12 protein-coding genes are annotated in these 13,796 nt (G+C 70.2%); 7 read left to right on the top strand and 5 right to left on the bottom strand.

Going from position 1 to position 13,796, the window contains the following annotated elements; translation table 11 throughout:
• Positions 1-25: 25 nt before the first annotated feature.
• Positions 26-253: an SCO4848 family membrane protein gene (locus SACE_RS31680; protein ID WP_009945021.1), complete on the top strand. Its 228-nt coding sequence runs from the start codon at positions 26-28 to the stop codon at positions 251-253.
• 85 nt (positions 254-338) lie between these two features.
• Here the strand turns inward: SACE_RS31680 and SACE_RS31675 are convergent, their stop codons facing one another.
• The 4 genes from SACE_RS31675 to sdhC form a co-directional block, all read right to left on the bottom strand.
• Positions 339-1,121, bottom strand: a complete 783-nt coding sequence (locus SACE_RS31675) for a succinate dehydrogenase iron-sulfur subunit (RefSeq protein ID WP_009945022.1) — start codon at positions 1,119-1,121, stop codon at positions 339-341.
• Positions 1,121-2,908, bottom strand: coding sequence for a succinate dehydrogenase flavoprotein subunit (gene sdhA, locus SACE_RS31670; RefSeq protein WP_011875090.1), 1,788 nt, complete (start codon positions 2,906-2,908; stop codon positions 1,121-1,123). Before sdhA ends, SACE_RS31675 begins: the two co-directional genes overlap by 1 nt.
• Before the next feature lie 72 nt (positions 2,909-2,980).
• A complete protein-coding gene (locus tag SACE_RS31665) occupies positions 2,981-3,400 on the bottom strand; it encodes a succinate dehydrogenase hydrophobic membrane anchor subunit (RefSeq protein WP_009945024.1) in 420 nt (139 codons plus the stop codon).
• Position 3,401: 1 nt separating this feature from the next.
• Entirely contained in the window at positions 3,402-3,839 is a 438-nt protein-coding gene (gene sdhC / locus SACE_RS31660; RefSeq protein ID WP_009945025.1) for a succinate dehydrogenase, cytochrome b556 subunit, read from the bottom strand.
• Between the two features lie 991 nt (positions 3,840-4,830).
• Here sdhC and SACE_RS31655 point away from each other — a divergent pair.
• The 6 genes from SACE_RS31655 (at position 4,831) to SACE_RS31630 (ending at position 11,823) form a co-directional block, all read left to right on the top strand.
• Positions 4,831-5,928, top strand: coding sequence for a BMP family lipoprotein (locus tag SACE_RS31655; RefSeq protein WP_231849860.1), 1,098 nt, complete (start codon positions 4,831-4,833; stop codon positions 5,926-5,928).
• 125 nt (positions 5,929-6,053) lie between these two features.
• Complete coding sequence (locus SACE_RS31650; protein ID WP_009945027.1) at positions 6,054-7,646, top strand: ABC transporter ATP-binding protein; 1,593 nt, start codon at positions 6,054-6,056, stop codon at positions 7,644-7,646.
• Positions 7,643-8,737, top strand: a complete 1,095-nt coding sequence (locus tag SACE_RS31645) for an ABC transporter permease (RefSeq protein WP_009945029.1) — start codon at positions 7,643-7,645, stop codon at positions 8,735-8,737. The genes SACE_RS31650 and SACE_RS31645 overlap by 4 nt, the downstream gene beginning before the upstream one ends.
• Complete coding sequence (locus tag SACE_RS31640) at positions 8,734-9,993, top strand: ABC transporter permease (RefSeq protein WP_009945030.1); 1,260 nt, start codon at positions 8,734-8,736, stop codon at positions 9,991-9,993. Before SACE_RS31645 ends, SACE_RS31640 begins: the two co-directional genes overlap by 4 nt.
• A gap of 25 nt (positions 9,994-10,018) precedes the next feature.
• Complete coding sequence (locus tag SACE_RS31635; RefSeq protein ID WP_372491249.1) at positions 10,019-10,462, top strand: cytidine deaminase; 444 nt, start codon at positions 10,019-10,021, stop codon at positions 10,460-10,462.
• Between the two features lie 59 nt (positions 10,463-10,521).
• The gene (locus tag SACE_RS31630) at positions 10,522-11,823 is read left to right on the top strand and encodes a thymidine phosphorylase (protein ID WP_011875088.1); all 1,302 of its coding nucleotides are present in this window, start codon (positions 10,522-10,524) and stop codon (positions 11,821-11,823) included.
• Between the two features lie 535 nt (positions 11,824-12,358).
• On the opposite strand, the gene SACE_RS31625 is transcribed toward SACE_RS31630, so the two are convergent.
• Positions 12,359-13,603, bottom strand: coding sequence for an apolipoprotein A1/A4/E domain-containing protein (locus SACE_RS31625; RefSeq protein ID WP_009945033.1), 1,245 nt, complete (start codon positions 13,601-13,603; stop codon positions 12,359-12,361).
• Positions 13,604-13,796: the final 193 nt, after the last annotated feature.

The raw sequence follows: 13,796 nt of genomic DNA, 5'->3' as shown, positions 1-13,796 counted from the left end.
GCAGGCGTGCGCCGATACTGGCGAGGTGACACTTTCGCGTGGTTGGTCGCTGTTCCTGCTGGCCTTCGGGGTCTGGACGTACCTGCTGTGGCCCAACTTCATCCGCAACATCTGGACCAGCGAGCGTTCCTGGGCGGCCGGTTCGCCCACTTCGTACCTCGTCGTCCACGTCGTGATCGCCGTCGTCTCGATCGTCCTGGGAACGGTTATCGGTGTGCTGGGGTGGCGTGGTTACCGAGCGTCACGACGCTGAGGGCCTGTCTTCGAACTCTGTCCCCGAATGCCAAGCGGCGCCCGCCCCTGTGGTGGGGCGGGCGCCGGTCGGGTGTCGCAGGCCGTCAGCGGCGGAACATCAGGGCCCGCTTGACCTCCTGGATCGCCTTGGTGACCTGGATGCCACGCGGGCAGGCGTCCGTGCAGTTGAAGGTCGTGCGGCAGCGCCAGACGCCGTCGACGTCGTTGAGGATGTCCAGGCGCTCCTCGGCGGCCTCGTCCCGGCTGTCGAAGATGAACCGGTGCGCGTTGACGATCGCCGCCGGGCCGAAGTAGGAGCCCTCCGACCAGTACACCGGGCACGACGTGGTGCACGCCGCGCACAGGATGCACTTGGTGGTGTCGTCGAAGCGCGCGCGGTCGGCGACCGACTGCAGCCGCTCGCGGGTCGGCTCGTTGCCCGAGGTGATCAGGTACGGCTTGACCGCCCGGTAGGCCTCGAAGAACGGCTCCATGTCGACCAGCAGGTCCTTCTCGACCGGCAGGCCCTTGATCGGCTCGACGCTGAGGGTGGTCTCACCGCTCTTGGCGAACAGGTCCTTCATCAGCACCTTGCAGGCCAGCCGGTTGACCCCGTTGATCCGCATCGCGTCCGAGCCGCACACACCGTGTGCGCAGGACCGGCGGAACGTCAGCGAGCCGTCGATGTACCACTTGATGTAGTGCAGCAGGTTGAGGACCCGGTCGGTCGGCAGCGCCGGCACCCGGTAGGACTCCCAGTGCAGGTCCTCGTCGACCTCCGGGTTGAACCGCTGGATCCGGACGGTCACCATCGTGGCGCCTTCGGGGATCGGCGGGGCGTCTTCCGGGAGGTCGGTCGTGTCGTGCTTGCTGGTGGTGGCGGTCATCAGTACTTACGCTCCATCGGCTGGTACCGGGTGACGACGACGGGCTTGTAGTCCAACCGGATGTCGGCGGTGAACCCGGTGAGCCCGAGCGGTGCGTTCGGGTCCTCGGCGTCGGGCAGCAACTTGTAGGACATGCTGTGCCGCATGAAGTTGACGTCGTCCCGCGCGGTGTAGTCCTCGCGGGCGTGCCCGCCACGGGACTCCTTGCGGGCCAGTGCGGCGTTGACCAGCGACTCGGCGAGGTCGAGCAGGAAGCCCAGCTCGATCGCCTCCAGCAGGTCGGAGTTGTACCGCCTGCCCTTGTCGTGCACGGCGATCCGGCCGTAGCGCTCCTTGAGCGCCTGCACGTCCGACAGCGCCGTCTTGAGGGTCTCCTCGGTGCGGTACACCGAGGCGTTGGCGTCCATCGTCTGCTGCAGCTCGGTGCGGATGGTGGCGACCCGCTCGCCGCCGCTGGCGGTGCGCAGGTGGTCCACCATGCCCTGGACCAGCTTCTCCGGCTGCTCCGGCAGGTCGATGTGGTCCTGGCCCAGCGCGTACTCGGCGGCGGCGATGCCCGCGCGGCGGCCGAAGACGTTGATGTCCAGCAGCGAGTTGGTGCCCAGGCGGTTGGAGCCGTGCACCGACACGCACGCGCACTCACCGGCGGCGTACAGGCCCGGCACCAGGTTCTCGTTGTCGCGCAGCACCTGGCCGGTGATGTTGGTCGGGATGCCGCCCATCGCGTAGTGCGCGGTCGGGTAGACCGGCACCAGCTCCTTGGTCGGCTCCACGCCCAGGTAGGTGCGGGAGAACTCCATGATGTCGGGGAGCTTGGTCTCCAGCAGCTCCTCGCCGAGGTGGGTCACGTCGAGCAGGACGTAGTCCTTGTTCGGGCCCGCTCCACGGCCTTCCAGGACCTCCAGGGCCATCGCGCGGGCGACGATGTCGCGGGGCGCGAGGTCCTTGATCGTGGGGGCGTAGCGCTCCATGAACCGCTCGCCGTCGGCGTTGCGCAGGATGCCGCCCTCGCCGCGGACGCCCTCGGTGATGAGGATGCCCAGACCGGCCAGACCGGTCGGGTGGAACTGGTAGAACTCCATGTCCTCCAGCGGCAGGCCCTTGCGGTAGACGATGCCCATGCCGTCACCGGTGAGGGTGTGGGCGTTGGAGGTCGTCTTGAACACCTTGCCGAAGCCGCCGGTGGCGAACACCACGGACTTGGCCTGGAAGACGTGGATCTCGCCGGTCGCCAGCTCGTAGGCGATGGCGCCGGTGCAGACCGGGCCGTTCTCGCCCTCGCTCATGACGATGTCGAGCACGTAGAACTCGTTGTAGAACTCCACGCCGTGCTTGACGCAGTTCTGGTACAGCGTCTGCAGGATCATGTGGCCGGTGCGGTCGGCCGCGTAGCAGGCCCGGCGCACCGGGGCCTTGCCGTGGTCGCGGGTGTGACCGCCGAACCGGCGCTGGTCGATCTTGCCCTCCGGGGTCCGGTTGAAGGGCAGGCCCATCTTCTCCAGGTCGAGGACCGCGTCGATGGCCTCCTTCGCCATCACCTCGGCGGCGTCCTGGTCGACCAGGTAGTCACCGCCCTTGATGGTGTCGAAGGTGTGCCACTCCCAGTTGTCCTCCTCGACGTTGGCCAGCGCGGCGCACATGCCGCCCTGCGCCGCGCCGGTGTGGGAGCGGGTGGGGTAGAGCTTGGTCAGCACCGCGGTGCGGGCGCGCTGCCCGGACTCGATCGCGGCGCGCATCCCGGCGCCGCCGGCGCCGACGATGACTACGTCGTACTTGTGGTACTGCATTGTCGCCTCCTGGGGCTGGGTGCCGGGGCCACGTGCCGTTGGCGGGCCCCGGGGAGCTGCTGGGTGCCGGGGTCAGCCGATGTTCGGGTCGAAGGTGAAGAGCACGAAGCTCCCCAGACCGACCGTCAGCAGCACCGACGCGTACAGCAGCACCTTCAGCCAGAAGCGGGTGCCGTCCTTGCGGGAGTAGTCGTTGATGACGGTACGCAGGCCGTTGCCGCCGTGCAGACCGGCCAGCCACAGCATCGTCAGGTCCCAGAACTGCCAGAACGGGGACGACCAGCGCCCCGCCACGAAGGCGAAGTTGACCCGGTGCACGCCGCCGTCCAGGAACAGCATGATCAGCAGGTGACCCAGCACGAGGAACAGCAGGACGACGCCGGACAGCCGCATGAACAGCCAGCTGTAGAGCTCGAAGTTGCTCCGGCGCGCCGCCGGGCGCGACGGCGAGCGGGGCTTGTCGACCGACAGCGGTGCTTCCGTGGTGGTCATGTCAGTGCCCCCCGAACATGATGTCGACGGCCCTTCCGAGCAGGCTGATCGCGGCGGGCACCATCAGGACCAGCCACAGCACCACGACGGTCCAGAGCATGGGCTTCTGGTACTTCGGCCCGTTCGACCAGAAGTCGACGAGCATGACTCGAATGCCGTTGAACGCGTGGAACAGCACCGCGGCCAGCAGACCCAGCTCGAACAGGATCATGACCGGGTGCTTGTAGGTCTCGATGACCGTGTCGTAGGCGTTCGGCGAGACCCGGACCAGGGCGGTGTCCAGGACGTGTACGAACAGGAAGAAGAAGGTGAGTACGCCCGTGATGCGGTGCGCGACCCACGACCACATGCCCAGATCGCCGCGGTAGAGGGAGCCCTTGGCGCGAGGGAGTGCCTCGCGTTGGGGGGCCTCCGCCGCGGAGGCGGTGGTGCTGGCCATGGTGGAAGGCCTCCAACGTCGCTGGTGGACTGACGACCCCAATCTCGGGAACACCGGCGACCGGTTCGAGTCGTCGATGTGTACGCCCGCCACCGGCCACCTGAACTGGGGCCTTGACCCATCGGATGCTAGACCTCGCCGCTCCGCGGGGCCTACTCGCCGGTGCACTCTGTGATCGATGAGACAGACGCCCGGGTCGGGTTGATCGATGTAGAAACCGTTCCGTGACAGTTTCGCGGCATTCGAGGTGACGCGCGCCACCACGCACGGTTACCGCTGGGCGGTACGGGCGGGTGCCGGAACCGGCCTCCGCGAGTCGAATGCACGTTCGGTCCAGTCTTGCACGGGTCGCAGGTGCGGGGCTCGGTTCGGTTCGAAGCAGTGCCTCGCGGTACCGCTCGCGGCGGCGCCGCCATGTGGCTTGGAGCACACGTAAGCGCTCCCGGCCGGTCTGCGCGCCCACCCGTTCCGGTACCGGTCCGCCCGCTCGGTAGCCCTCGCGTCGGCCTTGCCGACCCCTTGCCGGTCTTGCCCGCGTGCTCCTCGCCGTTGGTGCTTCCGGCTGTACTTGCGCCGTTCCAGAAAGCGCGTTACACACCTGAATTCCGCGTTATTCCCAGAGTTCCGGGTGGTTCCGCGGGCCGTCGGCGTCGCGAAATTCCCCGTTCACCGCGAGTTGATCGATGCAGAAACCAATTCGTGACTGCGTTCGCTCCCGCCGCGGCATGGTTCGGTCCTAAATTCCGGAGATCACGCCACGAATGGCGTGCGCTGCCAACCGGATCAACAATTCACCGGAAACGCCTCCGGGCGAGTTGACCCGGCAGCCCGTCATTGCCCGGTCCTCGGCAGGACCAGCCGGTGGTGGCGCGGGCACGCGGCGATACCGACACGAAAGGGGTACGGCATGCGGCGGACGCCACTTCATCGGCGCTCGGGTGCAGGCTGGTCGCGGTCCAGGGGGCGTTCCGGCGCCACTGCGGTCGCCTTGGTGCTCTCCGGCGCGCTGGCGCTGGCCGGATGCGCGAAGGACACCGGGGGCGGGGGCAGCGACAACGCGAGCGGTCAGCCCTGCAAGACCAACCCGCCGCCCACCGCCACCGCACCGGCGACCACACCCGCCGAGCAGCAGGCGCCGCCGAACGCCTCCCACATGAAGGTCGGCCTGGCCTTCGACATCGGCGGCCGCGGCGACGCCTCGTTCAACGACGCCTCGATCGCCGGCCTGGAGCGCGCCCAGCGCGAGATGGGCCTGTCGGAGATCAAGTCTCTGGACGCCGGTGCCGGTGAGCCCGAGGACGCCAAGCAGACCCGGCTGCGCCAGCTCGCCCGCGAGGGCTTCAACCCGGTGATCGCCGTCGGCTACGCCTACGCCGACGCGGTCAAGATCGTGGCTCCGGAGTTCCCCGGCACGAAGTTCGGGATCGTCGACGAGGACGTGCAGGGCATCCCGAACGTCACGCCGCTGGTCTTCGCCGAGGAGCAGGGTTCGTTCCTGGTCGGCGTCATCGCCGCGCACCGGTCCAAGAACTGCACCGTCGGCTTCGTCGGCGGCGTGAAGACCCCGCTGATCGAGAAGTTCCAGGCGGGCTTCGAGCAGGGCGCCAAGGCCGCCGCGCCGGACGTCGAGATCAAGAGCGACTACCTGACCCCGGCGGGCGACAGCAGCGGCTTCCAGGACCCGAACAAGGGGTCCGAGGTCACCCAGGGCCAGCTCGAGAGCGGGGCCGACGTGATCTACCACGCGGCGGGCGCCTCCGGTAAGGGCGTGTTCTCGTCGGTCAGCTCGGCGGGCGCGATGGCCATCGGCGTCGACTCCGACCAGTACAACCAGCCGACCGTGGCCGAGTACAAGGACGTGATCATCACGTCGATGCTCAAGCGGGTCGACCTCGCGGTGTTCGACTACGTCGCCGCGGTCGCGCGCAACGACCTGAGCACGCTGCCCGAGAAGTTCGACCTGGCCATCGACGGCGTCGGCTACTCCACCTCCGGCGGCAAGATCCAGGACCTGGTCCCGGTCGCCGACGCCTACAAGGCGGCGATCGCGTCCGGCCAGATCGAGGTCGTCGACAAGCCGCAGAACTGACCGCACCGACGAACGGCTCCGCGCGCCGGACGGCCCAGACCGGCGCTCCGGCGCGCGGAGCCCGCCAGACCCAGCGCCGCCCGCCCCGACCGGGTGCGGCAGGCGCGTTCCAGCGACGGAGCCATATGCGCAACCCCAGCGAGCCGGACCGCGGTGCCAAGCCGGACGGCGGTGCCGGACCCGCCCCCGGTGCCGCGCCGGGCGGGATCTCCCCGCCCGCGGTGGAACTGACCTCGATCACCAAGACCTTCCCCGGCGTGGTGGCCAACTCCGACGTGAACCTGCGGGTGCGCGCCGGTGAGGTGCACGCGCTGTGCGGGGAGAACGGGGCGGGCAAGTCCACCCTGATGAAGATCCTCTACGGCATGCAGGCGCCGGACTCGGGCACGATCCGGATCGAGGGCGAGCAGGTGCGCCTGCGCACCCCCGCCGACGCGATCCGCGCCGGGATCGGCATGGTGCACCAGCACTTCATGCTCGCCGACAACCTCACCGTGCTGGAGAACATCGTGCTCGGCGCGGAGGGCGTGCGGGGCATCGGCGCGAAGGCACGCGCGGAGGTGCGCGCTCTGGCGGCGAAGGTCGGGCTGGACGTGCGTCCCGACGTCCTGGTCGAACGCCTCGGCGTGGCCGACCGGCAGCGGGTGGAGATCCTCAAGGTCCTCTACCGGGGCGCGCGGATCATCATCCTCGACGAGCCGACGGCGGTGCTGGTGCCGCAGGAGGTCGACGAGCTGTTCGCGACCCTGCGCACCATGCGGGAGGAGGGCTTCACGTTCCTGTTCATCTCGCACAAGCTCGACGAGGTCCGCGACATCGCCGACACCATCACGGTGCTGCGGCGGGGCACCACGGTCGGCACGGTGGCGGCCGGTGAGGTCAGCTCGCGCAAGCTCGCCGAGATGATGGTCGGCAGCGAGCTGCCGGTGCCCGAGCACGGCGCGTCCACGGTCACCAACCGGGCGGTGCTGTCGCTGACCGGGCTCTCGGCGGTCGAGCAGGGCCGCGAGGTGCTCTCCGACGTCGACCTCACCGTGCACGCGGGCGAGGTGGTCGGCATCGCCGGGGTCGAGGGCAACGGCCAGACCGAGCTCGTCGAGGCGATCATGGGCATGCGGCCCGCGCTGCGCGGCCGGATCCGGCTGGGCGAGCGCGACATCACCGACCGCACCACGCTGGAGCGTCGCGAGGCGGGCATCGGCTACGTGCCGGAGGACCGCCACCGCCACGGCCTGCTGCTGGACGCGCCGCTGTGGTTCAACCGCATCCTCGGCCACCAGACGCGCAGGCCGTCCGCGCGCGGGATGCTGCTGGACCGCCCGGGCGCCAAGGCCGACACCCAGCGCATCGTCGAGCGGTTCGACGTGCGGACCCCCGGCATCGACGTCGACGCGGCGGCGCTGTCGGGCGGCAACCAGCAGAAGCTGGTCATCGGCCGGGAGCTCTCCGGAGACCCCGTGCTGCTGATCGCCGCCCACCCGACCAGGGGCGTCGACGTCGGCGCCCAGGCCGGCATCTGGGAGCACCTGCGGACCGCCCGGTCGCAGGGGCTGGCGGTGCTGCTGATCTCGGCCGACCTCGACGAGCTGATCGGCCTGTCCGACACGATCAAGGTGATGCTGCGGGGCAGGCTCGTCGCCGACGCCGACCCCGCGGACGTCACGCCGGAGGAACTCGGGGCCGCGATGACCGGTGCGACGGGCGGTGAGGCCGGATGAACAACTGGAGCGCAAGACTCCTGCCACCCGCGCTGGCGATCGGGTTCGCGGTCGTGCTGTGCAGCGTCGTGCTGCTGCTCTCGGGCGCGAACCCGGCCGAGGCGCTGGCCGAGATGGTGCTGCAGGTCGGCCGCGGCTCGACGGCGACCGACATCGTCAACACCGCCGGCGCCTACTACCTGGTCGCGATCGCGGCGGCGATCGGCTTCCAGATGAACCTGCTCAACATCGGCATCGAGGGCCAGTACCGGCTCGGCGCGTGCGTGGCGGCGATCGTCGGCGGCTCGCTGTCGCTGCCCTTCGGCCTGCACGCGCTGGTGGTCATCGCGGTGGGCGCGCTGGTCGGCGCGGCGTGGTCGGGGATCGCGGCGCTGCTGAAGGTCTACCGGGGCGTGTCGGAGGTGATCTCCACGATCATGCTGAACACGCTGTCCTTCGGCGTGATCGCCTACCTCGTCCGCGTCTTCGGCGAGTTCCGCGGCAACACCCAGGGCACGCCGGTCATCGCCGAGTCCGGGTGGATCCCGGGCATCCCGATGGGCGAGGCGGGCACGATGTTCGGCCTCGTGCTGCTCGCGGTCGCGGTCGGCGTCGGCTACGCGCTGATGATGGACCGCACCCGCTACGGCTTCGAACTGCGGGCCTCCGGGCTCTCGCCGACCGCCGCGCTGGCGGGCGGGGTGAACTCGAAGCGCATGGTGCTGACCGCGATGCTGCTCTCCGGTGCCATCGCCGGGCTCGCCGGCCTGCCCGAGATCCTCGGGCGCGACCACACCTTCACCATCAACTTCTCGACCGGCTACGGCTTCGCGGGGCTGGCCATCGCGCTGCTGGGCCGCAACCACCCGCTCGGCGTCGCGTTCGGCGCGCTGCTGTGGGCGTTCCTGGACAAGAGCTCGCTGACGCTGGACAACATCGGCGTGCCGAAGGAGATCGTGACGATCCTGCAGGGAGCGATCGTGCTGTCGGTCGTCGTCGCCTACGAACTGGTCCGCCGCTACGACCAGGCCGCCGAGCAGCGGCGGGTCGGGCGGGCGCTGGGCACCGCGGCCGAACCGGCCGCCGCGAGCGCGGGAGGTGAGCGCGCATGACGACCACTGTGGACATCACGACCGAACCCGTCCGGCAGCGCGCCCGCAAGCCGTTCCCCGGCTGGGCGCGCGCCGCCCTGTGGGTGGCGGTCGCCGTGGTGGCGGTGTCGCTGACCTCCTACCAGACCGGACTGCCCGAGCTGACCGCGTCCGGGACGGTGCAGGCCGCGGTGCGCCTCGGCGTGCCGATCCTGCTCGCCGGACTCGGCGGTCTGTGGGCCGAACGCGCGGGGGTCATCAACATCGGCCTGGAAGGCATGATGATCCTCGGCACCTGGGGCGGCGCCTGGGCCGGGTACCAATGGGGCCCGGTCGCGGGGCTGGTCGCGGCGGCGGTCTTCGGCGCGGTCGGAGGCCTGCTGCACGCGGTGGCGACGGTGACCTTCGGGGTCAACCACATCGTCTCCGGTGTCGCGATCAACCTGCTCGGCGCTGGGACGGCGAAGTACCTGTCGACGCTGGTGTTCGAGCCGGTCTCGCACAACCCGCGCGAGTCGCCGCCGGTGCCCAAGTTCGACACCTACTCGGTGCAGCCGCTGGGCGACTGGTTGCAGGAGCTGGAGGACATGCAGCGGGTCGGTCTCTCCGACGTCGCGGGCGTCCTCGGCGGCCTGGTCACCGGCCTGTCGCCGCTGACCGTGCTGGCCTTCCTGCTGGTGCCGGTGAGCTACCTGGTGCTGTGGCGGTCGCCGTTCGGGCTGCGGCTGCGCTCGTGCGGGGAGAACCCGGTCGCGGCGGAGTCGCTGGGCGTCAACGTCTACCGGTACAAGTACCTCGCGGTGATCGTCTCCGGCGCGCTGGCCGGCATCGGCGGCGCGGCGCTGATCCTCAACCCGGGGCAGGCCGGCTACCTGGAGAACCAGACCAACAACCGCGGCTACATCGGTCTGGCCGCGATGATCTTCGGCAACTGGCGGCCGGGCGGCCTGCTGGGCGGTGCCGCGCTGTTCGGCTACTCCGACGGCCTGCAGCTGCGCAGCGGTGAGACCACGGTGCACGCGCTGTTCTACGCGGCGGCGCTGGTGCTGCTCGCCGTCGTCGTGGTGCAGATCTGGCGGCGCAAGTGGTTCGCGGCCGGGATCGCTGCGGTCTTCGCCGCGGCGCTGTACTCGGTCTACTGGTTCACCGACGAGCTGCCGGAGGAGCTCACTGCCTACACGCCGCACCTGGTGACGCTGATCGTGCTGGCGGCGGCGTCGCAGCGGCTGCGACCGCCGGCCGCGAACGGCCTGCAGTACCGGCGCGGCACGGACTGACAGCGGCGGCGGGCCAGCGCCTCGGGTGCCGGCCCGCCGCCTTCCTGCTCCCTGCGAAGGAGAACTCGCTTTGGCTTCAGTGGCTCCCGCGGCGTCCTCCGTGGACTGGGACGCGTTGCGCGCGGCGGCGGTGGAGGTCGCGGGCAAGGCGTACTGCCCGTACTCGAATCTCCAGGTCGGTGCGGCCGCGATCTGCGACGACGGCCGGACGGTGGTGGGGTGCAACGTCGAGAACGCCTCCTACGGCCTGGCGCTCTGCGCGGAATGCACGATGGCGGGCCAGCTGCGCCTGACCGGCGGCGGCCGGTTCGTCGCCGTGGCCTGCCGCAGCGGCACCGGAGAGCTGCTCATGCCGTGCGGACGCTGCCGGCAGGTCCTGTTCGAACTCGGCGGCCCCGAATGCCTGGTCGACACGCCGCGCGGGGTGCTGCCGATGCGCGACGTCCTTCCGGACGCCTTCGAACTCTGAGCACGGCCGTCCGGTGAACTTTTGGTTCCGTCCGTTGACTTGTTCTTGTGGAGGCGAAGATGGCTCATTCCGTGATCGATGTGATCAGAGCGAAGCGGGACGGCGCTCGACTCACCCCCGAGCAGATCGACTGGGTCGTCGACGCCTACACCCGCGGCGCCGTCGCCGACGAGCAGATGTCGGCGCTGGCGATGGCCATCCTGCTGCGCGGCATGGAACCGGCGGAGACGGCGCGCTGGACGGCCGCGATGGTGGCCTCCGGCACGACCCTCGACCTCGGTGAGGTCGGCGCGCCCACCGTGGACAAGCACTCCACGGGCGGCGTCGGCGACAAGATCACGCTCCCTCTGACGCCGCTGGTGGCCGCGTGCGGTGCCGCGGTCCCGCAGCTCTCCGGCCGGGGACTCGGCCACACCGGCGGCACGCTGGACAAGCTGGAGTCGATCCCGGGCTGGCGCGCGAGCCTGTCGGCCGACGAGATCCGCCAGCAGCTCGCCGACGCGGGAGCGGTCATCTGCGCGGCGACGGAGGGACTGGCCCCGGCCGATCGCAAGCTCTACGCCCTGCGCGACGTCACGGGCACCGTGGAGTCGGTCCCGCTGATCGCCAGCTCGATCATGAGCAAGAAGATCGCCGAGGGAGTCAGCTCGCTGGTGCTGGACGTCAAGTGCGGCTCCGGCGCCTTCATGAAGGACCTGGGGCAGGCGCGCGAGCTCGCCGCCGCGCTGGTCGGGATCGGCACCGCGAACGGGCTGAACACCAGCGCGCTCATCACCGACATGTCGGTGCCGCTCGGGCGGGCGGTCGGCAACGCGCTGGAGGTGGCCGAGGCGGTGGAGGTGCTGAGCGGCGGCGGACCGGCCGACGTCGTCGAGCTGACCGTTGAGCTCGCCCGCGAGATGCTGAGCCAGGCAGGTCTGTCCGATGTGGACCCCGCGGAGGTGCTCTCCTCGGGGCGGGCCCACGACACCTGGAGGCGCATGATCAAGGCGCAGGGCGGCGACCCGGGCGCGGTCCTACCGCGGGCGGAGCACGTGGAGGTGGTGACAGCCCCGGAGAGCGGTGTCCTGACGTCCCTGGACGCCTACGCCGTCGGCGTCGCGGCGTGGCGCCTGGGCGCGGGCCGCTCCCGCAAGGAGGACGACGTCCAGCACGGCGCGGGCATCGTGTGCCGCGCCAAGCCCGGCGAGGAGGTCGCACAGGGCAGCCCGCTGCTGGAACTGCACACCGACACCCCGGAAGCCTTCGAGGCCGCTCGTGAGGCCCTGCAGGGGGCTTTCACGATCGCTGGGGAGGGCGCGGGGGCTGGACGCGAGGAGTTGGCGGGTGGACGGGGGTTGATCTTGGAGACCGTTCGGTAGGGGGCTTGGGGCCAGTTTTCGGGCGGTCGCCTTGGGCTTGTGGCTTGCTTCGAGGGTGGGGGCGCCGGGCCTCGGGGTGGTTGCGTTGGTCTTGCGGCTCACCTTGAGGGCGGGGGCGCGCCGGTTTTCGAGGCATCGAGCGGGGCTGGCGGGTCGCCTTCAGCGCGGGGCGCGTGGGTTTTCGGGGGACTCACCCTGGCATTGCGGGTCGCGGTGGGCTTGGGGTTTCTGGGGCGCTCGCCGCCCCCAGCATCCCCCGGCAGGTCTCCGGGATGAGTGGGGTTTCGAGGAACGCTGCGGCACGCTGCGGTGGGGAGCGAGTGGGCCCCCTTGACACGGTCTGATCGGGCTGGCGCCAGGTCGACGGGATGAGAACCGGGCACCGCCTGTGTGGGTCGGGCAGGTGGTGTGGGGCGACAGGCGAAGAAGCCATTGAGCAAAGTGGGGTGGCTTTCCCGGTCGTTGCCGGGGAAGCCACCCCACTTCACGTGCTCAGTTTTGTCGCGGCGGTCAACCGCTGCCTACGGCCGGTGCGTCAGGCGCTCTCGGCTGCGAAGCCGTCCTCGTCGCCGTCGGCGGTCAGGGCCTTGTCGTTGTCGCGCTTGGCGCTCTTCGAGCGGCCGCGGCGCTGCTGGCGCGGCAGCGTGGTGGGCGGCGGCGGGGCCGACGGCGCGCTGCCGCCGAGGATGAGCTCCGCGAAGGTCGCCATGGCCTCGTCGAGCTGACCGGCGTGGCGCCGCTCGGTCTCGGCGTTGGCCTCCCGCACCAGCGAGCCGAGCTGCTCCGCGTCGGGCCGCTGGGAGAGGTTGCCGCTGATCTGCGACAGGTTCTTCGCCAGGTTGCCGCCGAGCTCGCCCAGGCCGGTCTTGACGCCCTCCTCGACGGTGTCCAGCCGGGAGCTGAAGCCCTGCTCGACGGTGTCGAGGCGGTTGCTGACGCCCTGCTCCACCGTCTCCAGGCGCTCGCTGACGCCCTTCTCGACGGTCTCCAGCCGGGTGTTGACGTTCTCCTCGACGTTGTCGAGCCGGCTCGAGACCTGGTCGAGGCGCTCGGCGAGCTTCTCCAGCCGGTCGCCCAGCTTCGACAGCCGCTCGGTCGGGTCGACCGACTCGAGCTTGCCCTGCAGCTGGTCGCGGCTGCCCGTGACGGCCTCGCTGAGCGAGCTCTGCACGCCCGCGGCCGACTCGGTCAGCGAGCGCTGCAGCGCCTCGCGGGTGCCGTCGAGGTGCTCGTGCACGCCCTCGTCGATTTCGGCGAAGCGGCCGCGCAGGCTGGTCTCCAGCGAGTCCATGCGCTCGCGCACCGGACCGTGCACCGCCGTCGGCAGCGACTCCAGCCTGCCGTCCTGCTTGTCCAGGTGCAGTCCCAGCTCGTCGAGCCGCTTGTGGATGTGGGCGAGCTTGTCCTCCAGCCCGTCCATCCGCCCGGCGACGCCGTCGAAGCGGCCGGCCACCCCGTCCAGCCGCCCGTCGAGCTGGGCGAAAGGCTTGGCGAGCTTGTCGACCAGGCCGTCGACGGAGCTGCGGAGCTCGGTGATCGCGCCGTCCTGGGCCTCGAGCTTGGCCAGCGTCTCGTCGAGCCGCTCGGCGAGCACGCTGACCTCGGTGCGGTCGGGCAGCTCGGACAACCGCTTCCGCACGGAGCCCAGCGACTCCAGCGGAGACATCCGGGCGTGGATCTCATCAAGTGCGTCGAAGATCTGCTGCTGTTCGCTTTCGCGGATCTCAGCCGCACGCGTGAGCATGTTGCGCATGCGGTCGAACGACATGTTCTCGGTCACGGCTACGGGCGTCCTTCGTCGAGGGGAGGTGAGGACTCCAGGAGCGTAGCTACTCGCTCTCCGTGTTCCCAGACACCCCCCGATACTTTCCGTTATGGTCACGGTTTTGCATACACCGTTCGGTCTTTGTCAATTGCACTGAACGGAGTCAAACAGGGGGGTGCGAATGTCGCAATGGACATAACGCCACCCG

The organism is Saccharopolyspora erythraea NRRL 2338, assembly GCF_000062885.1.
Taxonomy (GTDB): Bacteria; Actinomycetota; Actinomycetes; order Mycobacteriales; family Pseudonocardiaceae; genus Saccharopolyspora_D; species Saccharopolyspora_D erythraea.
This window is presented reverse-complemented; position numbering and strand designations above follow the sequence as displayed.